We start from the raw sequence: 21115 nt of genomic DNA, 5'->3' as shown, positions 1-21115 counted from the left end.
CGCGCCACCATCCACACATCACCACCTGCGCTCAGGTCGGGTCGACGGTCGCGCAGACGTCGTCGAGTCCGACCGCGAACCACTGGTGGAAGTCAACACGCAGCCAGCCACGTCGGCGTCCCGAGGACTTCCCAGCCGCTGCCACCGGCCCGGCAGGCCTGAGTAGCAGGACGAACCCGGCACCCCTCAGGCCCACCGGATCCAGAGCTGGTCCATGAACCACTTGATGCCGGTCGGCCCCAGACACGCACTCCTGCACTTTCAGGGTCCTCGATGACCGGCCGCAGGGCTCGGGACGCCCCCCGGCGCTCGGCGGCAGGTCAGGACACGCGGACCGCCGGCGGACTGCCGATCCCTGCCAGGCACCCAAGTCCCCTCTATCTCTTTCTTTGTTCTTTCTTGCAGGGGCGCGAGCTACCTGGTGAGCTGGCTGACGCACCAGGTGTAGTGGCCGTCGGTGGCGTTTTCGTCGTAGATGGTTGCGGTGATGATTGCGTAGGCCTTGCGGTAGACGCGCATTCGGTGCCGGTCGTGGCCCAGCTCTGCGAATCGGTTGGTCAGGAGGTCGTCCAGGCGGCGGGCTTCGGGTGAGTACATGTCGAAGAAGCCGGCCGCCAAGGAAGCCTCGAAGGTGTTGTCACCTGCTGTGGACAAGAAACCCCAATCGAGCACCGCCGCCACCTGCGTGCCGTCCATCAGAACGTTCGGCGGGCAGATGTCGCCGTGCACCACACTGAGCCCGCCCTCGAGCTCGGCAAGTTCGGCCAGCACCTTGTCCAGCAGGTCGGGGAAATCGGGTACGTCGCGCGCTAGGTGAACGCCCGCGGCGTCGGCGCGGCGGCGTACCAACGCGGCGAGGCTCTCGCCCCAGGATCCCTCCCAGAACGGCTGGTTGAGGACGGGAAGCGACGTGCCGGCCGGGCCTGGTGGCGTGGCACCCAACGCCTCGACGACCGAGACGAAAGCGTCCACGGCGACCTTTTCAGGCAGCCCGGCCTCGTGCAGCGGGACGCCGGTCAGCTTGTCCTCGACGCTGATCGCCAGCCCGTCCTCCCCCGCGGTGACCTCCCGGATCCGCGGTGTCCGGAACGGCAGCTCCGGCAGCTCGTCCAGGAACGCCTGCAACGGCCGGACGTCCTCCGGCCGCCGGTCGAACCAGATCTTGCGGACCGTCCCGTCGCCGAGGTCGTAGACGGCGCCTTCCATGCCTTGCCCGATGAGCTCCACCGGGCCGACCCTAACGGACGAAACGAATCGTCAAGGGGTACCTGTAGTCGTTCCCGCCGGAGGCGGCGACCGTCGCGAGGATGATCACCACCAGCGCCACGACCGCGCCGATGGCCACCAGCGGTACGACGATCAGCACCCCGAGCCCGAACGTGACGAAGATCAGCACGGCCGCGACCGCGGAGTAGATCAGCAGCGAGATCTGGAAGTTCAGCGACTCCACCGCGTGCCGGCGGACGAAGTCCGAGCGGTACCGGAACACCAGCCAGATGATCAACGGGCACAGGAACCCCATCGCGAACCAGGCCGCGACCAGCACCCCGATGTGCGCGACCATCGCCCACGTCCGCTCTTCCGAGGCCGACAGCGGCGGCCCGGCGTTCGGCGTAGCCATACTCAAGTCAAGCACACCGATTCCTTTTCGCGGAGTTCTCGGTCTGTACCGGTGACAGAGCTGCAACGAAAGGAACGGGCGATGGCGGCGGTGACGAGCCAGGGAGTGGTGATGGGTGAGTTCGGGGTGACCGAGCCGTTCCGCAGGGAGTTGCTGGCGCACTGCTACCGGATGCTCGCGTCGGTGCACGAGGCCGAGGACGCGGTGCAGGAGACGTACCTGCGGGCCTGGCGGTCGTGGGGCGAGTTCGAGGGCAGGTCGTCGGTGCGGGTCTGGCTGTACCGCATCGCGACCAACGTGTGCCTGACCGCGCTCGAGCAACGTCGCCGCCGCGCGCTGCCGTCGGGGATCGCCGCGCCGAGTACAGATCTCGCCGCCCCGCCGCCGGCCGAGCCGGACGGGACCGCCTGGATGGAGCCGATCGCCGAGTCGCTCGTCGCTGCCGATCCCGCGTCGATCGTCACGCTGCGGGAGAGTCTGAGGCTGGCGCTGATCGCTGCCCTGCAGTACCTGCCGCCCAAGCAGCGCGCCGTACTGATCCTGCGCGAGGTGCTCGGGTTCCCGGCGGCGGAGGTGGCGGCGATGCTCGACACCTCGGTCGCCGCCGTGAAGAGCACGCTGCAACGCGCGCGGGCCCGCCTGGACGAGACGGCGCCGTCGCAGGACGAGGTCCTGGAGCCCACCGACCCCGTGGCTCGCGCCTTGCTCGACGACTACGTCACCGGCTTCGAGAACGCCGACACCGCGGCGCTCGAACGTGCCCTGCGTGCGGACGCCGCGATCGAGATGGTCGGTACGACGGCCTGGTTCGACGGCCGCGTGATGTGCCTGCGGGTGCTGGCTGCCGCTGTCGGCTCCCCCGGCGACTGGCGGATGCTCCCGATCGTCGCGAACGGCCAGCCCGCGGTCGGCGCGTACTTCAAGGGCGAGCCGTACGGCGTCGCCGTACTCACGCCGACTCGCACCGGTCTGACGCACATCCACGTCTTCAGCGACCCGGATCTCGTCACGCGCTTCGGGCTACCTGCACAGTCCGATGGGCACGGCGGCTCGTACTGAACAGGGCCAGCGCCAGTACGACGAGGCCGACCGCGACCGTCGGCCACCAGACGACGTGCTCGGCGCGGACGAACCGCTGCGGATCGGTCGTCGCGCTGCCGATGATCGACCCCGCGACCGCGACGCCGAGCGACGTACCGGTCTGCCGGCCGACCGATGCGAGCGAGCCGGCCAGACCGGCCATCGACCCGGGCATGCCGGACACTGCCGCGTTCGCGATCGGCGGGTTGATCGTGCCGAGGAAGACGCCGAAGAGCAGAAAGATCCCGAGCACGACCGGCAGCGGGGTCGCCGGCCCGATCCCGAGCGAGGCGATCGCGCCGAGCGTCAGCGCCGTACCGGCCACGACGAGCGGCAGCCGCGGGCCTCGCGCGCCCACCACCCGGCCCGTGAGCGGTGAGAGCACGGTGATCAGCAGGCCGACGGGGAGCAGGCACAGACCCGCGTCCAGGGCGGACAGGTCGCGGATGCTCTGCAGGTACAGCGTCGTGACGAACAGGAACGCGCCGAACCCGGTGTACGCGAACATCGCGATCACCACCGCGGAACTGAACGGGATGCTGCGGAACAGGCGCAGCTCGAGCAGCGGCTCCTCCCGGCGTCGCTCGTACGCGATCAGCAGGACCGCTGCGACGACCGCCGTGACGATCAACGGCGGACGCCACGCGTTCTTCTCGATGATCGCGGACACCACGCTGCCGAGCAGCAGCACGACCAGGAGCTGGCCGACCGGGTCGAAGCGCCGGCCGCGGGCGGCGCGGGACTCCGGCACGTACAGGCTGGTGAAGAGCACCGCGAGCGCGACGATCGGCAGATTGACCCAGAAGACCGAGCGCCAGCCGAGGCCGTCGACCAGCGCGCCGCCGAGGATCGGGCCGAGGACCAGCGACAGGCCGGCGGTCGCGCCGAAGATCCCGATCGCGCGAGCCCGCTCGGCGCGGTCCGGGAAGACCGTCACCACGATCGCCATCGCGACCGGGTTCAGCATCGTGCCGCCGACCGCCTGCACGGCGCGGGCGGCGACCAGTGCCTCGATGCCAGGCGCCAGGCTGCAGAGCAGCGAGCCGAGCCCGAAGACGATCAGCCCGAGGCGGAACATGCGCTTGCGGCCGAAGCGGTCGGCGCTGGAGCCGGCCAGCAGCAGGAAGCTCGCCAGCACCAGCGTGTAGGCGTCGACGGTCCACTGCAGGCCGGCCGTCGACGCTCCGAGGTCGTCGCGGATCGCGGGCAGCGCCATGTTCACGATCGAGATGTCCATCACCGAGACGAGCAGGCTCGCGCAACAGATCGCGAGCACGGCGTACCGGCGGGGGCCGACGGTTTCCTCGAGCGTTGTCATACCGGCCACGCTAGGATTTAGAGCGTGCTCGAAGTCAACGAACGCGGGATCAGTATCGCCGAAGCCGCCGAACACACCGGCGTCAGCGTCCACACACTGCGGTACTACGAGCGCGCCGGGCTGGTCGTCACCACAGTCGACCGGACCGCCGGCGGGCGCCGCCGGTACCGCCAGATCGACCTGGACTGGATCAAGATCTGCACCCGGTTCCGTGCCACCGGGATGCCGATCCGCACCATTCGCAAGTACGCCGAGCTCGTCACGGCCGGCCGCGGCAACGAGAAGGACCGCCTGGAGCTGCTGGAGACGCACCGGTCGGAGATTCTCACCCAACTCGCCGCGCTGCAGGACAGCCTCGAGCTCATCGATCACAAGATCGACGTCTACCGGGGCCGCCTCGAAGCAGGCGACGCGGACCGGCTCTGGGCGCCTAGCGCAGACTCGTGAACCGGGCGGTCAGAAAGCGGCGCTCGGTTTCGTTGGCGGTCAGCTCGATCGCCTTCTCGTAGGCCTCGGCCGCTTCCGGCCGGCGGTCGAGGCGGGTGAGGACGTCGGCCCGCGTTGCCGGGAGGTACGCGTACGTCGCGAGCGCCGGCTCCTTGCCGAGGGCATCCAGTTCGGCGAGCACCGCCTCCAGGTCGGCGCCCGGGACCAGACTGCGGGCGGCCACCCGGTTGAGCGCGACGATCGGGGTCGGCCAGCTCACCATCATCGCGTCGTACATCCGGACCACCTGACGCCAGTCCGTCTGCTCCCACGACGGCGCGGTCACGTGCAGACCGGCGACCGCCGCCTGCAGCGCGAACCGCCCGTGCCCGCGCTGCAGCGCCGCGGTGGCCCGCGCGACTCCCTCGGCCAGCAGCTTCCCGTTCCAGCGCGACCGGTCCTGGTCCGCCAGGAGTACCAGCTCGCCGTCGGTGCTGACCCGTGCATCGCCGCGCGCCTCGGTCATCAGCAGCAACCCGAGCAGCGCCTGCGGCTCCGGCTCGTCCGGCATCAGCCGCTCCAGCAACCGCGCCAGCTCGATCGCCCGCCCGGTCAGGTCGGTCCGGGTCAGCTCTGCCCCGGTAGCGACGTACCCGGCGGTGTAGACCAGGTGGACGACGGTCAGCACCACATCCATCCGCGCCGGCAGCTCGTGATCGGCCGGGATACGGTACGGGATCCCGGCCGCCGCGATCTTCTTCTTCGCCCGGGTGATCCGCGCCGCCGCCGTCGCCTCGGCGATCAGCAGCACCGCGGCGACCTCGCGCGTGGTCAGCCCGCAGATCAGCCGCAGCGTCAACGCCACCTGCGACTCCCGCGCGAGCGCCGGGTGGCAGCAGGTGAACACCAGCCGCAACGGATCCGTCGGCTGCTCGGCGTCGCCGGGCTCCTCCACCAGCAGCGGCAGCTTCCGCCGTAGGTTGGTCTCGCGACGCAGCCGGTCGAGCGCCAGCCGCCGGGCGACCGTGGTCAGCCAGCCGGCCGGGTTGTCCGGGATCCCGTCCGGCCAGGTGCGGAGCGCCCGGACGAACGCGTCCTGCGTGCAGTCCTCCGCCAGGTCCAGGTCGCGCGTCAAGCGCACCACGGACGCCAGCACGGTCGACCAGCTCTCCCGGTGCACCCTGTCCACCACCCGGGTCACCTCAACGGCTTCGGTCACCTTCTCCCCCTGCCCGACGGGTACGCCGGCGCGGCAGTACGCCGGCGTACCCGGGGTCGACGACACGCTCAGGCCGGTGGTGCGGCGTCCTCGGACGTCGGCATCACGGGCCGGACCTCGATGTTGCCGGACGGGCAGAGCTTCGCCAGCTCCAGCGCCTGGTCGAGGTCCCGGGCCTCGATGACGTAGAACCCGCCGAGCGCCTCCCGGGTCTCGATGAACGGCCCGTCGGTGACCAGCGGCTCCGCGCCCTCACGGTTCTTGACCGTGCTCGCCGTGCTGGACCGCTCCAGCGCCTCCCCGCCGAGGATCCGCGCCCCGGCCTTCTCCACCGCCGCCGCGAACTCCCCGTGCAGCTTCATCGCGTGCTGCCACTCGTCGCGGGTCAGGTTGTCGTACCACTCCTCGCTGTCGAACAGCAGGAACATGTACTGCGCCATCTCGGACTCCCCTTGTCTCGCGCTTCCTCCGTGCGCTTCCTACTTGGACATCTTGCTGACGAACGCCCCGACACGGAATCGACAACACCCGGCAAGAATCTTTATTACCGTGGGGTACATGGAGCACCTCGACGTCCTGATCGTCGGCGCCGGCCTGTCCGGCATCGGCGCGGCGTACCGGATCCAGACCCGCAGCCCGGACCGCACGTACGCCGTGCTGGAGGGCCGTGCCGCGCTCGGCGGCACCTGGGACCTGTTCCGGTACCCGGGGGTGCGGTCGGACTCGGACATGTTCACGCTCGGCTTCCCGTTCCACCCGTGGAAGGCGGCGAAGGCGATCGCCGACGGTCCGGCGATCCTCGACTACCTGCACGAGACCGCCGCGGCGTACGGCATCGACAAGCACATCCGCTTCAACCAGCGCGTCGTCAGCGCCTCGTGGTCGTCCGCGGACGCGGTGTGGACGGTGCGGACCGCGGACACGGCGTACACCTGCTCGTTCCTCTACGTGTGCAGCGGGTACTACGACTACGACTCGGGGTACGTCGTCGACTTCGACGGCAAGGAGGACTTCCAGGGGCAGATCGTGCACCCGCAGCACTGGCCGGACGAGCTGGACTACGCCGGCCGGCGCGTGGTGGTGATCGGCAGCGGCGCGACCGCCGTGACGCTGGTGCCCGCGATGGCGGGTACGGCGGAGCATGTGACCATGCTGCAGCGGTCGCCCAGCTATGTCGCCTCCCGTCCGGCGCGCGACGCTCTGTCCGACCGCATCCGCGCCGTACTGCCGGAGAAGCTCGCGCACAGCGTCATCCGCGGGAAGAACGTCGCGCTGAGCACCGCCGTATACGGCGCGTTCCGGAAGTGGCCGGCGCACGCGGCGTGGCTGCTGAACAGCACCGTCGCCAAGCAGCTTCCTTCGTCGATCCCTGTGGATCCGCATTTCACGCCCCGGTACAAGCCCTGGGACCAGCGGCTCTGCCTGGTCCCGGACGCCGACCTGTTCAAGGCGCTGCGCAACGGCTCGGCGTCGGTGGTGACCGACGAGATCGACCGGTTCACCCCGACCGGACTGCGGCTGCGGTCCGGCCGGGAGCTGGAGGCCGATCTCGTGGTCACCGCGACCGGACTCCGTATGGTTGCGCTCGGCAACATCGAGGTGACGGTCGACGGGCGGCGGGTCGCGCCGCACGACACCTTCGTCTACAAGGGCATGATGCTGAGCGGCGTACCGAACCTCGCCTGGTGCATCGGCTACACCAACAACTCCTGGACGTTGCGCTCCGACCTCACCTCGAAGTACGTCACGCGGCTGCTCAACCACCTCACCGCGACCGGCACCCGGATCTGTGTCCCCGACATCGACCCCGCCGAGTACGACGCCCCGCCCCGCCCGGTCGTCGACCTCACCTCCGGCTACATCCGCCGCGCCGCCGCCCTCCTCCCCCGCCAAGGCACCCAGGGGCCGTGGCGGCTACGGCAGAACTACCCGCGCGACCTGCTCACGCTTCGCTACAACCGCCTCGACGACGGCATCATGCACTTCAGCTGACGGGTGCCGGCGGTTGCGGGCCGACGTAGGTGGCGATCGGGCGGATGATCTTCGGGTCGGTGGACTGCTCGAGGATGTTGGCGGACCAGCCGATGATGCGGCTGACGGCGAACGTCGGCGTGAACATGGCGCGCGGGATGCCGCACAGCTCCATCACGACACCGGCGTAGAACTCGACGTTGGCGTAGAGGTTGCGGCCCGGCTTCAGCTCCGCGAGGACGTCGACGATGCGCTGCTCGACGGTGGTCGCGAAGTCCACCAGGTCGCCGCCGATCCCGCGGGCGATGTCGCGCAGCATCAGCGAGCGCGGGTCCTCGGTGCGGTACACCGCGTGCCCGAAGCCCATGATCCGGTCGCCGGCGGACACCTTCGCGCGAACCCAGTCGTCGATGCGGTCCGGCGTACCGATCTCGTCGAGGCTGGCGAGGGCGCGGTCCGGCGCGCCGCCGTGCAGCGGCCCCGAGAACGCACCGATCGCGCCCGCGACGGCCGCGACCACGTCTGCGCCGGTGGACGCGATCACGCGAGCGGTGAAGGTCGACGCGTTGAAGCCGTGGTCGACGGTCGAGACCAGGTAGTGCTCGATCGCGGTCGCGTGGACGGCGGTCGGCTCGGTACCGGTCACCAGGTACAGCCAGTTCTCGGCTGCTGAGAGGTCGGCGCGGGGCTCGAGCGGCTGCCGTCCTTCGCGGAGCCGGTAGAGGGCCGCGAGGATGGTCGGCGTCACGGCGCAGACCAGCATGGCGTCGGCCTTGCGGCGGGCCGGGTCGGCGTCCCACAGCGGCGGCAGACCGCGCACTGCGGCGAGCAGCGACAGCGCGGTGCGGAGACCGGCGAGCGGGTTGAACGTCGTACCGGCGGTGGCGACCGCCGGGAGGACCGCAGCGACCTCGGCGGGGAGGACGCGCAGCGGGGCGAGCTCGGCGGTGAAGCGGGCGCGCTCGGCGTCGGTCGGGAGGTGGCCCTCGAACATCAGGTACCAGACGTCTTCGAGCGTCTTGGACTTGGCGAGATCGATCGCCGAGTACTGGCGGTAGTGGTAGAACCCTTCGTCGCCGCGGACGTCGCCGAGGGTCGTCTCGGTGACGACGACATTGCGCAGGCCGGGCGGTGCAGTGATCGTTGATGACATAGCTTCAGAGTTGACAGGCAATCAACAGTTGTCAATATTGATCCAGTCAACATGAACGCTGCGAGGAGCGGGGAATGCCGGGCGAAGGTGACGAGAATTACCTGACCACCGCCGAGGTGGCGCGCCGCCTGCAGGTGAAACCGGCGACGGTCTACGCCTACGTCAGCCGCGGCCTCCTCACCAGCGTCCGCGCCCGCGGCCGCCGCGGCAGCCTGTTCCCCGCCGCCGACGTCGAACGCCTCGCCGCCCGCTCCGTCGAACACTCCGGCGTGGTGGAACGCATCGAATCCGAACTCACCCTCCTCGAGAACGACACCCTCTACTACCGAGGCCAGTCCGCCCGCGACCTGGCCACAACCGCCACCATCGAACAGGTAGCCACCCTCCTCTGGACACCCGGCGCCACGACTGTGGCTGCGGGAGAGGGGTTGTTCACGGCGGATCGGGAGGGGGTCTTGCTGGCTCGGCGAGCTATGGAGGTGGTGCCGGAGGGGGCTCGGTCGACGGATCGGTTGCGGGTGGCGGTGGCGGTGTTGGGGGCTGCGGATCCGTTGCGGTTCGACCTGTCGGCGGCTTCGGTGACGGCGGCGGCCGGGAGGTTGATCGGGACGTTGATCGCGGCGCTGCCGGGGCCTACGGCCGTCGGTACGACGGTGGGCGGGAAACTCTGGCCGAAGCTCTCGGACGCGGAACCGCGGCCGGCGGTGCTCGACGCCGCGCTGATCCTGCTCGCCGACCACGGGCTCGCGGTCTCCACCATCGCGGCCCGGGTCGCGGCCAGCGCCCGCGCGAACCTGTACGCCGTCGTCTGGGCAGGCCTCGGCGCGCTCGACGGGCAGTACCACGGCGCCGCACCGACCCTCGCCTACGAGTTTCTGGAGCGCGCGCAACGGGATCCGGTGCAGGCACTCTCGGACCAGTTGCGATCCGGCGAACCGGTCCCCGGCTTCGGCCACCGGATCTACCAGCACCGCGACCCGCGCGCCGACGTACTGCTCGAACTCCTCGGCGACCACCCGATCGTCGGCACGATCCGGGCGGTCGCCGAGCGGACGCCGACGTTCCCCAACAGCGACCTCGCGATCGCCGCGATCATGCACGCGTACGGCTTCCGCCCGGACGCCGGAGACGCGCTGTTCGCCTTGGCCCGGATGGTGGGCTGGACCGCGCACGCCCTGGAGGAGTACGCGGCCCCAGCCCTCCGTTTCCGGGCCATGGGCATCTACACCGGGCAGACGACGTGACTATTTGGCGGTGAGCTTGATGAGGGTCGCGGCGCCCGGAGCCAGAGTCACCGGGATCTGACCGACGCGTTGTGGGGCGTACTGCTGACGAGCCGGCTGGAAGATTCCGGCCGAGCCGACGGTCTGGCTGTTGAGCGAGACCACCGCACGGGCGCGGGTGCTGTGGGAGCGGTTGGCGACCAGCAGCCAGCGGTCGCCGGAGGTGGTGTCCCGCGGGCGGAACGTGCCGACGACGACCGGATCTCCGGAGATTCCGGACACCAGGCTCGTCGGCGTGAAACCGACGGTCCCGTTCGGCAGCGGGGTTTCGTTGACATGTTCGACGGTCTCGGACACCAACGGTTTCAGCTCGCGTCCGACCTGGTGCAGCCAGGTGGTGTTGATCTGCTGCGCGGCGTAGTAGCGCGACGTGCGTTCGCCGTCCACCGTGATCAGCGCCGGCCCGAACCCTTCCCCGCGGGCGGCTTCCGGCGTCCAGTAGGTGAAGTACTGGATCCCCTTCGCGCCGTACGCGAGGCTGATGTTCACCTGCCAGAGCAGCTCGGCCGCGGTCGGCTCGCGATGGTTGTTGTAGGCAAGCGTTTGGATGAACACCCAGGACGGGATGTCGCCGTGCAGCGCGGCGTCGCGGACGATTGCCCAGTTGTGGAAGTAGTTCGCGTCCTCGCGGCCCTCGGACAGCAGCGGGTACCGGTCGAACGAGATCAGCGACGGTTTCACCACGTCGACGAAGCTCCGGTAGTACGACGCGTCGTCGGACGGGAACAGGTTGATGTACGGCAGCAGTTGCGGCGCGAGCTCGCGGGAGATCGCCAGCGCCTTGGCCAGCGTCGCGAACCAGCCCGCGCCAGGTTCGTCGTAGAAGTTGAAGCCGGCCAGCGACGAGTACGGGCCGTACGCGTTCCGGGCCCGGGTGTAGAGCTCCTTGGCCTCGGCCGGGGTGATGCTGAGGAAGTCCGTCGTGGTGTCGGAGATCGAGAACCAGCGGGACATGTTGCGGATCTGGATGTCGTCGGAGATCAGCATCTTCAGGCCGGCGTCCCGGGCCAGCCCGAGCTGGTAGGTGAAGATGTTGCCGTCGCCGGCGTAGTTGCCGGAGATGACGAAGTCGAACCCGGCGTTCTTGATCTCCGCGAACCGCTCCGCGGTGCTCGCGAACGGGTGCGGCGGCCAGAACAACCCGATCGGGAAGTCCGGCCCGCCCGTCAGCGGCAGCACGTCCGGCGACGGTACGGCGACCTCGGCAGCAGCCGAAGCCATCGAAGCGGAGGCGGTGGAGGCGGAGGCGACCGAGGCGGACGCCGCGGTGAGGGCGGTGGCGCCCGCGCCGAGCAGCAGGCTGCGGCGGCTCGGGCCAAGGGTCTGGTGTGGACTCTGCATGACTCTCCTTCGGAAGGCGGTCGAACGGAGTGCGGGAGTTCAGGAACGGTGGCGATGCGTCGACACCGCGTCGGCCGTGGCGTCGAAGGCCTGTTCGGCCAGGGGGTAGTCGCGTTGCGCGACGCCGAGGTAGAGCGCGTCGAGGACGATCATCTGGGCGTGCCGCCCGGACAGGCCGCCGGTGCGGAACGTGACGTCGCGGGCCGCGGTGACCAGCACGATGTCGGCCGCCTGCGCCAGCGGCGACCGCGGATAGTTGGTGATGGCAACAGTCGTCGCGCCCTGCCGGCCGGACCGGGTCATCGGCTCCAGGACCTCGAGCGTCTCGCCGCTGTGCGAGATCCCGATCGCGACATCACCGCTGCCGAGCAGCGCGGAGCTGGCCAGCGCGGTGTGCACGTCGCTCCAGGTGCTCGCGCCGCGCCCGATCCGGTGCAGCCGCAGGCGCAGGTCCTCGGCGACGGCGGCCGACCCGGCGACGGCGTACAGGTCGATCCGGCGGGCGTTCGAGATCGCCTCGACGGCGCGCCCGAGCGCGTCCACGTCGAGCGCGGCGACGGTGTCCTCGAGCGCGCGGGTGTCGGCGCGCAGCAGGGTCCGCAGTACGTCGTCGAGCGAGTCGTCCGGGCCGACCTCGGAGCCGGTGCCACGCTCCCAGCTCGGACTGCTCCGCCCGCTCTCGGCCGCCAGCGTCAGGCGCAGCTCGGCGTACCCGGACAGCCCGAGTGCGAGACAGAACCGCGTGACGCTGGGCAGCGACGTACCGCACCGGGCCGCCAGCTGCCCGATCGTCGACGAGGCGACCGCCGCCGGATCCCGCAGGACCTCGGCGGCGATCCGCGCCTGGGCCGGGCTGAGCGCCGGCAGCAGGCCGTGGATGCGTGCCTCCAGGCTCGGCGGCGGCGACTCGACAGCGCTCATGTGAAGAATTCTCAGAGCACTCCGGCGCTATTTACAAGAATTCACGCCGACCGGTTCCGGCCAGCCGATTCACACGCGATCAGAACAGGGCGGCCATCAGCCGGCGACGGGCCTTGCCGACCCGCTCGTCGTCCGCGCCGACGACCTCGAACAGCTCGAGCAGGTGCAGCCGCACGGTGTTCCGCTCGTCGCCCGCGGTCGCCTGGACGGTGGCGATCAGCCGCGCGAACGCGTCGTCCACGTGCCCGCCCATCAGGTCCACGTCGGCGACCAGCATCTGCGCCTCGACGTCCGCGGGGTTGTCGGCCGCCCGCGTCCGGACATCGGCGGGCACGTCCTGCGTCCGCTTCACCAGTTGCACACGGGCCAGCCCCGACTTCGCCTCGGCGTCGTTCGGCGTCTCCTTCAGCAGCTCCTCGTACGCCGCGATCGCGCCGTCCAGGTCGCCCGTGCCGATCGCGTTCTCGGCCTTCTCGTACCGCGGGTTCGGCGGCTCTTCCTCGTCCGCAGCAGGACCGTCCGCCGCCGGGCCGACCGGCTCGGCGCGGCCGGAGATCCCGTTCGCGACCGCGACCGTCAGCAGTTGGTCGAGGTACTGCCGCGCCTCCGGCTCGCCGAGCGCGCCCTGGAACAGCGGCACGACCTGCCCGCGCAGGACGGCGATCACCAGCGGAACCGTCTGCACGCCGACCGCCTGTGCGAGCTGCGGGTTCGCGTCGATGTCGATCCGCGCGAGCAGGAACTTCCCGGCGTACTCCGTGGACAGCGCGGCGAGCACCGGGCCGAGCGCGACCGACGCCTGCGAGCGCGGCGACCAGAACTCGACGACCACCGGGACCTGCAGCGAGCGCTCGATGACGTCGCTCTGGAAGGTCGGCTCGCTCACGTTCAGCACGTACGACCCCGCGGCACCGCCGCCGCCGGCCGGCGCACCGCCCGCCGGGCCTCCGGGTGCCGGCGCACCAGCAGGCTTGCGCAGGGCCGACAGGTCGATCGCCCCGGGACGGGAGAAGTTGGACTGGCTCACCACTGTCCTCGCAATCCGTACGTACCGTTCACAGCTCTATCCTCTACGACGCGACCGAACCGCGCTGCGCCCGGGTCGCCATCAGCAGCCGGGCGAGCCCGCTGCGGGTGCCCGCGACCGCGAGCCGGTCCCCCGGCCGCAGCACCCGGTCCGGCTCCGGATCCCAGTCCCACGGGCCGTCGAAATCCTGCCGGGCCAGCACGCGCAGTCCGCCGGCCTCGTCCAGTTCGCCGAGTCGCAGCCCGCCCGCGACCGACCCGGACTCGACGTTCACCTCGGTCAGCAGCAGGACGCGGCGTCCGGCCGGGATCGTCACCTGCTTGCGCCGGTTGGCGACCGCGGCCGCCACCGCCGGCGCCACCAGCATCGACACCGACCGGCTGTGGCCGAGACCCAGCCGGCGCTCGACCCGCTGCGCGAGGTCGTGGTCGAACATCCGCATCGTGATCCGGGCCTCCGGGTTCAGGTCCCGGGCCACCATCGCCGACTCCAGGTTGGTGATGTCGCCGTCGGTGATCGCGAGCACCGACTGACAGCGCTGGACGCCGGCCGACCGCAGCGTCTCCTCGTTGCTGCTGTCCCCGATCACGACCGGGATCCGCAGCCGGTGCGCGACCAGGACACCGGGCGCGTCCTCGTCCTGGTCGACGCCGACGACCGCGACGCCCCGCTCGGTGAGGATCTCCAGCACCCGCGCGCCGACCGTCCCGAGGCCGCACACCACGACATGATTGCGCGGCCGGCCGCGGACGCCGCCGATGATCCGCGACAGCCGGGCGCCGATCAGCGAGTCGACCACGACCGCGGTCAGCAGCGCCATCAGCACGATCCCGGTCAGCTGCACCATGACCGCACTGACCTTCACCCACGGCTGGGCGTCGTTGAACTTGTCGTCGTCGATCCCCGCCGAGGTCACCACGCCGACCGCGAGATACAGCGCCCGCCACCACTCGATCCCGCCGAAGTAGTGGACGATCGCCGTACCGGCCGCGACCAGGAGCGCCATCACCGCGGCGATCTTCCGCACCCGGCTGTCCAGGATGTCGCGAACCGCCATGAACCAGCCCGCGGGGCGGACGTCGCGACTGCGCCAGATCGGCCGTACGCCGGTGCCGAGCACGATGTCGCCGTCCGGGTCCGCGCTCGACGCCGGCAGCAGCTGCGGTGTGGCCGACGAGGTGGTGTCCGCGAGCACCGTCGTGTGTGGCTCGCGGATCAGGTCGGCCGGCCCCACGACGACGCGCTGACCGCCGAGCTCCATCCAGGTCAGTTCGTCGTCCTCGAGCGCGTCCGACACGAACGCGGGCGCGGCCAGCGACGGCCCGTTGACCACCACACAGTCGCCGAGCAGGTCGTTCAGCTGTTTGCTGAGCCGCGGGTTCACCATCTGTACGACGATCCGCAGCTCCGGATCCATGTCCCGTGCGGTCAGGGCGGTGTGCACGTTGTGGACGTCGTCGGTGTCCAGCAGCACCAGGGCGCGGGCGGTCGACGGCGTACCGTCGTCGTCCGCGTCGACCCCTGCCCGGCGCAGCAGCCCCTCGCTGATCACCCGCGCGCCCATCACGGTCGCGCCGAGCTCACCGATCCGGTCGTAGTGCCGGGACGCCGGGTTCACGATCGCGGTCACCCGCTCGCCGGAACTGACCAGCTCGGTCACCACGCGCAGCATCGTCCGGTCCGAACCGCAGACCACAACCCGGCGGCCGTCGGCCGGATCGCGGGCGCCGTCCTGACCGGACGGCGGCGGCTCGTCAGAATCGGGCGGGCTCCCGGTACTCTCCCCACTGTTCCCGAAGAACGTGACAGATTTCCCCCATCGTGGCCTCCGCACGCACTGCCTCCAGCATGGGCTCGATCAGGTTGCCAGTGCCGCTGGCCGCCTCCACCAGAGCCGATAGCGTACGACGTACCCGGTCCTCGTCGCGGTGGGACTTGCGCTCCGCCAGCACCCGGCACTGCTCGACCTCGACCTCGTGCGAGACCCGGAGGATCTCCAGCTCGCCGGACACGGTGTCGGTGAGGGTGTTCACGCCGACGATCTTCTTCTCGCCCTTCTCGAGCTTCTGCTGGTACTCGAACGCGGCGTCGGCGATCTCGGCCATGAACCAGCCGTCCTCGATGCCGCGCAGGATGCCGCCGGTCATCGTCTCGTCCGGGCTCATCTCCTTGATCCGCGCGAAGATCTCCTCGGCCTCGGCCTCGATCTCGTCGGTGAGCGCCTCGACGTACCAGGAACCGCCGAGCGGGTCGGCCACGTTGGTGACGCCGACCTCCTCCATCAGCACCGACTGGGTGCGCAGCGCGATCTCGGCCGACTCCGCGGTCGGCAGCGCGAGGGTCTCGTCGAGCGCGTTGGTGTGCAGCGAGTTCGTCCCGCCGAGTACGGCGGCCAAGGCCTCGACGGCGGTCCGTACGACGTTGTTGTACGGCTGCTGGGCCGTCAGCGAAACGCCGGCGGTCTGGGTGTGGAACCGCAGCCACTGCGCCTTGTCGGTCTTCGCCCCGTACACGTCGCGCAGCCAGCGCGCCCAGATCCGGCGGGCGGCGCGGAACTTGGCGATCTCCTCGAAGAAGTCCAGGTGGCTGTCGAAGAAGAACGACAGGCCGGGCGCGAACACGTCGACGTCCAGGCCGCGGGACAGCCCGAGCTCGACGTACCCGAAGCCGTCGGCGAGGGTGTAGGCGAGCTCCTGCGCGGCCGTCGAACCGGCCTCGCGGATGTGGTAGCCGGAGACACTGAGCGGCTTGTACGCCGGGATCGTGGTCGCGCAGTACTCCATCAGGTCGCCGATCAGGCGCAGGTGCGGCTCCGGCGGGAACAGCCACTCCTTCTGCGCGATGTACTCCTTGAAGATGTCGGTCTGCAGCGTCCCGTTCAGCTTCGAGATGTCCGCGCCCTGGCGCTCGGCGGCGACCAGGTACATGCAGAACGCCGGTACGGCGGGGCCGGAGATCGTCATCGAGGTGGTGACGTCCTGGAGCGGGATGTCCTTGAACAGCCGGTCCATGTCCGCGGCCGAGTCGATCGCGACACCACAGTGCCCGACCTCGCCGAGCGACTTCGGCTCGTCGGAATCGCGGCCCATCAGCGTCGGCATGTCGAACGCGACCGACAGGCCGCCACCGCCGCCGTTCAGGATCATCTTGTACCGCTCGTTGGTCTGCTCTGCATTGCCGAAGCCGGCGAACTGACGGATCGTCCAGGTGCGGCCGCGGTACCCGGTCGCGTACAGCCCGCGGGTGAACGGGAACTCGCCCGGCCAGCCGATCCGCTCCATCCGCGGGTCGTCGACCCCCTCGGGCGGCCCGTACACCGGCCGGACCTCGGTGCCGGACAGCGTGGTGAAATCCGCCTCCCGCGTGCGCGCCGCGTCGTACCGCTGCTGCCACCGGCTCCGGCCGGCCGCGATCTGCTCGGCATCCATCAGTCAGACCTCCCTAGAGACTGGTCCCAAAATACTAGGACGTCCAACTATTTTCCACTGCCGGACGCCCAGCACTCACCAACCTCAGCGGAGCGCGCCGGGTCGCCCGGCCTCGAGCGTGCCGGCGTGGTTCGTGGCGCGGTTGGTGAGTGGTGGGCGTCCGCCCGTCAGGCGAAGTCGCCGGCGTTGTGGCGGAGGGGTTCGAGGACGGACCAGAGCATCTTCAACTGGTCGTCGGTGAGGCCGGACAGCGCGAAGTCCGCGGCGACCAGGTCGGCGGTGGCGCGTTCGACCAGGTCGCGGCCCTCGGGGGTGATCTCGCAGAGCACCGCGCGGCCGTCGTCGGGGTGCGGCGTCCGGGTCACCAGCCCGGCCGCCTCCAGCCGGCGCACGATCGACGTCACCGAGGTCGGATGCACCTGCAGCCGCTCCCCCATCTTGCCGAGCGGCAGCGACCCGCGGCGCGAGAACGTGAGCAGCACCAGGGCCTCGAACCGGGCGAAGGTCAGACCGTGCTTGCGGAGGATCTCGTCCAGCTCGTTGATCACGATCTGCTGCGCGCGCATCAGCGATGTGACGGCCCGCATCTGCTCGACGGCGCCCCAGCGCCGGCCCCACTGCCGCGACGCCTCGTCGATCGGATCGAACGGCAACGCCCTCTTCCTGGCCATGGGCGGAACCTTAACCCCACACTTGTCCCACCATGTCGAGAAGACTCAGAGATTCGGACTTCCCCGCGCTGGGGACCGACGCGCCCGCCGAGCAGCTGATCAGTATCCGGTTCCGTTGGTACGCCGCGCAGTCCCGGCGGGCCCGCATCTGGTACCGCGCGCTCGGCACCGTGCAACTCCTGGCCGCCCTGGTGATCGCGATCTCCGTGGCCATCAAGGCGCCCACCTGGCTCGCTCCGACGCTGGGCGGTGTGATCGCGCTGGCCGAGGGGATCCGGACCTTGTTCGGGTTCAAGGACTCCTACCCGACCTACACCCGGACCGCGCAGGAGTTGCGGAACGAGGCCTGGCTGTACGCCCAGAAGGCCGGCCGGTACGCCAAGGCCGGCGACCCGGTGAAACTGCTCGCCGAGCGGGTCGTCGAGATCAGTCACACCGAGACCGAGGACTGGGAGGCAGCGCTCAAGGCGCGAAGCGTCTGAAGGCGTGCGCCTGAAACTGTCCATGGGCCCTGCGATGGTTCGGGCATGGACTTTCTGGAGCATGTGCGGGTCGAGAGCGCCCGGCTCGGCGAGGTGGCGCGGACCGGGCTCGACGCGGCCGTGCCCAGTTGCCCGGGGTGGACGGTCGACGACGTGGTGCGGCACGTCGCGACGGTCTACGTGCACAAGGTCGAGGTGCTGAAGCTCGGCGCCCTCCCCGACCCGTGGCCGCCGGACTTCTCCGGCCGCACCTCTCTGGAGTGGTACGACGACGCGCGGGCGGCGATCGTCGACGCGCTGACGGCGGCCGGGACCGGGACGCCGACGTGGACGTTCAGCCCGCGCGACCCGACGTCGGCGTTCTGGCACCGGCGGATGGCGCACGAGACCGTCGTGCACCGGATCGACGTCGAGCAGGCGCACGACGCGGTCAGCCCGATCGATCCCGAGCTGGCCCTCGACGGCATCGACGAGATCCTGTACCCGACGCTCGGCGGTCCGTGGTGGGAAGAGGGCGACACGGCGTACCCGATCGACGCGACGGTCCGGCTCACCACGGCCGGCCGCTCCTGGACCGTGTCCGCCGACGCGACGCGGGTCGACGTACGGCAAGGGGCCGACGGCGATGCGGCGGCGGAGGTCACCGGGGATCCGGCGCAGGTCTATCTGTGGTTGTGGGGCAGGGCCGGCGAGGACACGATCGAGGTCGTCGGCGACCCGAACGTGGTGCGCGCCTTCCGCGGAAGAATTTCCGAGGCTTCGCAGTGATGATGTCCTCTGTGGGGGTTGGCGTTCGTTCCCTTCACAACAGACGAGAAGGAGGACTCCCATGGCGCAGTACCTAGCACTGACCTACACCGCCGACGTCGACTGGTGGGCGCCCGAGCAGGCCGAGGAGCTGGCCGAGTACCGCAGGTTCGGGGCCGAGTTCGCCGAGCAGGTCAAGGCGAGCGCCGTGCTGCACCCGACCGCGACGGCGACCGTCGTCCGGGTCGAGGGCGCCCGCGGCGGACCGGTGGTCACCACCGACGGACCGTACGCCGAGACCAAGGAAGCGCTGACCGGCTACTACCTGATCGAGGCCGCCGACCTCGAGGAAGCAGTGCGGATCGCCGCCGAGATCCCGGCCGCCTGGGGCGGCGCCGTCGAGGTCAGGCCGGTCATCCTGGCCAGATGAACCACGACGCCCTCGCCGAGACGATCCGGATCGAGGGGACGCGGATCCTCGCGACCCTGATCCGGACCGTCGGCAACGTCCAGCTCGCCGAGGACGCCGTCCAGGAAGCGGCGGTGGCGGCGCTCGGAGCGTGGCCGGTCACCGGCGTACCGCCGGAACCGCGCGCCTGGCTCACGGTGACCGCGCGGCGCAAGGCGATCGACATCATCCGCCGGGAGCAGTCGCGCGGCGCCAAGGAGCGCGACGGCGCGGACCTGATCGAGCTGTCCAAGCGGGAGGTCGACACCGAGGACGTCGTCCAGGACGACCTGCTGCGGCTGATCTTCACCTGCTGCCACCCGTCGCTGTCCCCGCCGACCCGGGTCGCGCTCGCGCTCCGCACCCTCTGCGGCCTCTCCCCCGCCCAGATCGCCGGCGTCCTGCTCACCACCGAGGCGGCGACGACGAAGCGGTTGGTGCGGGCGCGGCAGAAGATCGCGGCCGCCCGGATCCCGTACCGGGTGCCCACAGAGGACGAGTTCCCCGAACGGCTGCCCGCGGTCTGCGCGGTCATCCACAGCCTCTACACCGCCGGTCATGCACCGGCCGAGGGCGACGCGGCGTACGACGTCGACCTGTGTGGCGAGGCGATCCGGCTGGCCGAGCTTCTGCATTCGCTGCTTCCCGGTCAGCCCACCCCGACCGCTGTTCTCGCGCTCCTGCTCCTCACCGAGGCGCGTCGACCGGCCCGCCTCGACGAGGCCGGCGACGTCGTCACGCTCGATCTGCAGGACCGCTCGTTGTGGAACCAGGAACTCATCACGCGCGGCGTGACGCTGCTCAACGACTCACTCGAACGATCCGCCCGGCAGGCCGACGCCTATCAGCTGCAAGCCGCGATCGCAGCCGAGCACGCGCGCGTCCCCAGCTACCCGGCCACCGACTGGCGCGAGATCGTCCGGCTGTACGACCTGCTCGTCGAGGTCTCCCCCAGCCCGGCCGCCGACCTCGCCCGCGTCGTCGCGATCGCCGAAACCGGCGAGGTGGACACCGCACTCGAACTGCTCGACGCGATCCCGCCCAGCTCCCGCCGGCACGCGGTCCGGGCCGAGCTGCTCGCCCGCACCAAGCGGTACGCCGAAGCCGTCAACGAACTGGACCAAGCGCTGGCCGTCGCCCCGCCCAACCATCCCGAACGCTCACACCGGGAACGCCGCCGGGCCCATTTCCGCCGGCTCGCCCAGCGACAACCGCTCGAGCACTGAACCCGCGCGGGTCAGTCGTTGTCGGTCCAGTTGCCGCGCTCGCTGTTGAAGATCGACTTCGAGCCGGACGACGGCGGAGACGCCGCACGGGACTGCTGCGCGGCGGCCGGCGCCGGCGTACTCGCGATGACCTCCTGCGCCGAGTCCATCCCGATCGGACCGGTGCCGTCGTCGTCGGAGTCCTCGTCCCCCTGGAGTACGTCGACACTTGCCGAGGCCCGCAGGCCGGTGCGCTGGATGACGCGCTGGATGGTCAGGTCGCGGTCGTCGGGCCGGCTGACCCACTTGATCTCGCGGAAGCCCTGGTCCTGCGCGGCGGACTCGAAGACGAAGTGGCCGTAACCGAAGACCCTGCCGATGATCGGCTTCTGCAGGGTGATGTCGAGGACCCGCGCGATCGGGGTCGTTGCGACGGTCTGGGAGAACACGCCGCGGATCCGCATCACCCGCATGTTGGTGACCACGAACCGGTCCCGATGGTGCGTGAGGAACTGCCAGAAGGCATGCGCGCACAGCACGAGCACGATGGCCAGCAGCACCGGCTGCCCGCCGATCGCGGTGGTGGCCATCGTGACCAGCAGCGCCGCCGCCAGCACCACCTCGAGCATCGGCACCGAGTACACCACCCAGTGCTGCCGGACCTCGTCGATGACGACTTCGCCCTCGTCCGAGATCAGATGGCGCCGGACCTTCGGGTCGAAGATCCGGAACAGGCCTATTCCGGCCATCCGCTCACTCCCCTGTCACGCTGTT

21 protein-coding genes are annotated in these 21115 nt (G+C 70.4%); 8 read left to right on the top strand and 13 right to left on the bottom strand.

Annotated elements, in window-relative coordinates:
* Nucleotides 1–414: 414 nt before the first annotated feature.
* A complete protein-coding gene (locus ACWEOO_RS11435) occupies nucleotides 415–1227 on the bottom strand; it encodes a phosphotransferase family protein (protein ID WP_452142863.1) in 813 nt (270 codons plus the stop codon).
* Between the two features lie 10 nt (nucleotides 1228–1237).
* Nucleotides 1238–1636 carry a DUF4870 domain-containing protein gene (locus ACWEOO_RS11430; RefSeq protein ID WP_452142862.1) on the bottom strand — a complete coding sequence of 133 codons (399 nt, stop codon included), beginning with the start codon at nucleotides 1634–1636 and terminating at the stop codon, nucleotides 1238–1240.
* A gap of 66 nt (nucleotides 1637–1702) precedes the next feature.
* On the opposite strand from ACWEOO_RS11430, the gene ACWEOO_RS11425 reads away from it, so the two are divergent.
* A complete protein-coding gene (locus ACWEOO_RS11425) occupies nucleotides 1703–2680 on the top strand; it encodes an RNA polymerase subunit sigma-70 (RefSeq protein WP_452142861.1) in 978 nt (325 codons plus the stop codon).
* Here the strand turns inward: ACWEOO_RS11425 and ACWEOO_RS11420 are convergent.
* Nucleotides 2628–4019, bottom strand: coding sequence for an MFS transporter (locus ACWEOO_RS11420; protein ID WP_452142860.1), 1392 nt, complete (start codon nucleotides 4017–4019; stop codon nucleotides 2628–2630). The genes ACWEOO_RS11425 and ACWEOO_RS11420 overlap by 53 nt on opposite strands.
* A gap of 24 nt (nucleotides 4020–4043) precedes the next feature.
* Here ACWEOO_RS11420 and ACWEOO_RS11415 point away from each other — a divergent pair, with 24 nt between their 5' ends.
* Complete coding sequence (locus ACWEOO_RS11415) at nucleotides 4044–4466, top strand: MerR family transcriptional regulator (RefSeq protein ID WP_355699930.1); 423 nt, start codon at nucleotides 4044–4046, stop codon at nucleotides 4464–4466.
* On the opposite strand, the gene ACWEOO_RS11410 is transcribed toward ACWEOO_RS11415, so the two are convergent.
* Both ACWEOO_RS11410 and ACWEOO_RS11405 read right to left on the bottom strand, forming a co-directional pair.
* The gene (locus ACWEOO_RS11410) at nucleotides 4450–5730 is read right to left on the bottom strand and encodes an RNA polymerase sigma factor (protein WP_452142859.1); all 1281 of its coding nucleotides are present in this window, start codon (nucleotides 5728–5730) and stop codon (nucleotides 4450–4452) included. The genes ACWEOO_RS11415 and ACWEOO_RS11410 overlap by 17 nt on opposite strands.
* A 2-nt stretch (nucleotides 5731–5732) precedes the next feature.
* A complete protein-coding gene (locus ACWEOO_RS11405) occupies nucleotides 5733–6104 on the bottom strand; it encodes a YciI family protein (RefSeq protein ID WP_452142858.1) in 372 nt (123 codons plus the stop codon).
* A gap of 118 nt (nucleotides 6105–6222) precedes the next feature.
* On the opposite strand from ACWEOO_RS11405, the gene ACWEOO_RS11400 reads away from it, so the two are divergent.
* Nucleotides 6223–7656, top strand: a complete 1434-nt coding sequence (locus tag ACWEOO_RS11400; protein WP_452142857.1) for a flavin-containing monooxygenase — start codon at nucleotides 6223–6225, stop codon at nucleotides 7654–7656.
* On the opposite strand, the gene ACWEOO_RS11395 is transcribed toward ACWEOO_RS11400, so the two are convergent.
* Entirely contained in the window at nucleotides 7649–8788 is a 1140-nt protein-coding gene (locus ACWEOO_RS11395; protein WP_452142856.1) for a citrate/2-methylcitrate synthase, read from the bottom strand. The two genes, ACWEOO_RS11400 and ACWEOO_RS11395, sit on opposite strands and share 8 nt — an antisense overlap.
* A gap of 74 nt (nucleotides 8789–8862) precedes the next feature.
* Between ACWEOO_RS11395 and ACWEOO_RS11390 the strand changes: the two genes are divergently transcribed.
* Nucleotides 8863–10032 carry a citrate/2-methylcitrate synthase gene (locus ACWEOO_RS11390; RefSeq protein WP_452142855.1) on the top strand — a complete coding sequence of 390 codons (1170 nt, stop codon included), beginning with the start codon at nucleotides 8863–8865 and terminating at the stop codon, nucleotides 10030–10032.
* On the opposite strand, the gene ACWEOO_RS11385 is transcribed toward ACWEOO_RS11390, so the two are convergent.
* The 6 genes from ACWEOO_RS11385 to ACWEOO_RS11360 form a co-directional block, all read right to left on the bottom strand.
* Nucleotides 10033–11412 (bottom strand): hypothetical protein, encoded by a 1380-nt coding sequence (locus ACWEOO_RS11385; RefSeq protein ID WP_452142854.1) that lies wholly within the window; start codon nucleotides 11410–11412, stop codon nucleotides 10033–10035.
* A 39-nt stretch (nucleotides 11413–11451) separates the two neighbouring features.
* Nucleotides 11452–12333 carry a MurR/RpiR family transcriptional regulator gene (locus ACWEOO_RS11380; protein ID WP_452142853.1) on the bottom strand — a complete coding sequence of 294 codons (882 nt, stop codon included), beginning with the start codon at nucleotides 12331–12333 and terminating at the stop codon, nucleotides 11452–11454.
* A gap of 79 nt (nucleotides 12334–12412) precedes the next feature.
* Complete coding sequence (locus ACWEOO_RS11375; protein WP_452142852.1) at nucleotides 12413–13360, bottom strand: tetratricopeptide repeat protein; 948 nt, start codon at nucleotides 13358–13360, stop codon at nucleotides 12413–12415.
* Between the two features lie 43 nt (nucleotides 13361–13403).
* Nucleotides 13404–15056, bottom strand: coding sequence for an NAD-binding protein (locus tag ACWEOO_RS11370; RefSeq protein ID WP_452143082.1), 1653 nt, complete (start codon nucleotides 15054–15056; stop codon nucleotides 13404–13406).
* Between the two features lie 58 nt (nucleotides 15057–15114).
* Nucleotides 15115–16788: an acyl-CoA mutase large subunit family protein gene (locus ACWEOO_RS11365; RefSeq protein WP_359930238.1), complete on the bottom strand. Its 1674-nt coding sequence runs from the start codon at nucleotides 16786–16788 to the stop codon at nucleotides 15115–15117.
* A 167-nt stretch (nucleotides 16789–16955) separates the two neighbouring features.
* Complete coding sequence (locus ACWEOO_RS11360; RefSeq protein ID WP_359930236.1) at nucleotides 16956–17459, bottom strand: MarR family winged helix-turn-helix transcriptional regulator; 504 nt, start codon at nucleotides 17457–17459, stop codon at nucleotides 16956–16958.
* Between the two features lie 32 nt (nucleotides 17460–17491).
* Here ACWEOO_RS11360 and ACWEOO_RS11355 point away from each other — a divergent pair, with 32 nt between their 5' ends.
* The 4 genes from ACWEOO_RS11355 to ACWEOO_RS11340 all read left to right on the top strand — a co-directional run bounded on the left by ACWEOO_RS11355 (nucleotide 17492) and on the right by ACWEOO_RS11340 (nucleotide 20362).
* Nucleotides 17492–17941 (top strand): DUF4231 domain-containing protein, encoded by a 450-nt coding sequence (locus ACWEOO_RS11355; RefSeq protein WP_355699942.1) that lies wholly within the window; start codon nucleotides 17492–17494, stop codon nucleotides 17939–17941.
* 45 nt (nucleotides 17942–17986) lie between these two features.
* Nucleotides 17987–18709: a maleylpyruvate isomerase family mycothiol-dependent enzyme gene (locus tag ACWEOO_RS11350; RefSeq protein WP_452142851.1), complete on the top strand. Its 723-nt coding sequence runs from the start codon at nucleotides 17987–17989 to the stop codon at nucleotides 18707–18709.
* A 61-nt stretch (nucleotides 18710–18770) separates the two neighbouring features.
* Nucleotides 18771–19118 (top strand): YciI family protein, encoded by a 348-nt coding sequence (locus tag ACWEOO_RS11345; protein WP_452142850.1) that lies wholly within the window; start codon nucleotides 18771–18773, stop codon nucleotides 19116–19118.
* Nucleotides 19115–20362, top strand: a complete 1248-nt coding sequence (locus ACWEOO_RS11340; protein WP_452142849.1) for an RNA polymerase sigma factor — start codon at nucleotides 19115–19117, stop codon at nucleotides 20360–20362. The genes ACWEOO_RS11345 and ACWEOO_RS11340 overlap by 4 nt, the downstream gene beginning before the upstream one ends.
* An 11-nt stretch (nucleotides 20363–20373) precedes the next feature.
* Here the strand turns inward: ACWEOO_RS11340 and ACWEOO_RS11335 are convergent, their stop codons facing one another.
* Complete coding sequence (locus ACWEOO_RS11335; RefSeq protein WP_452142848.1) at nucleotides 20374–21090, bottom strand: PH domain-containing protein; 717 nt, start codon at nucleotides 21088–21090, stop codon at nucleotides 20374–20376.
* Nucleotides 21091–21115: the final 25 nt, after the last annotated feature.

The organism is Kribbella sp. NPDC004138, from assembly GCF_053603655.1.
This window is presented reverse-complemented; position numbering and strand designations above follow the sequence as displayed.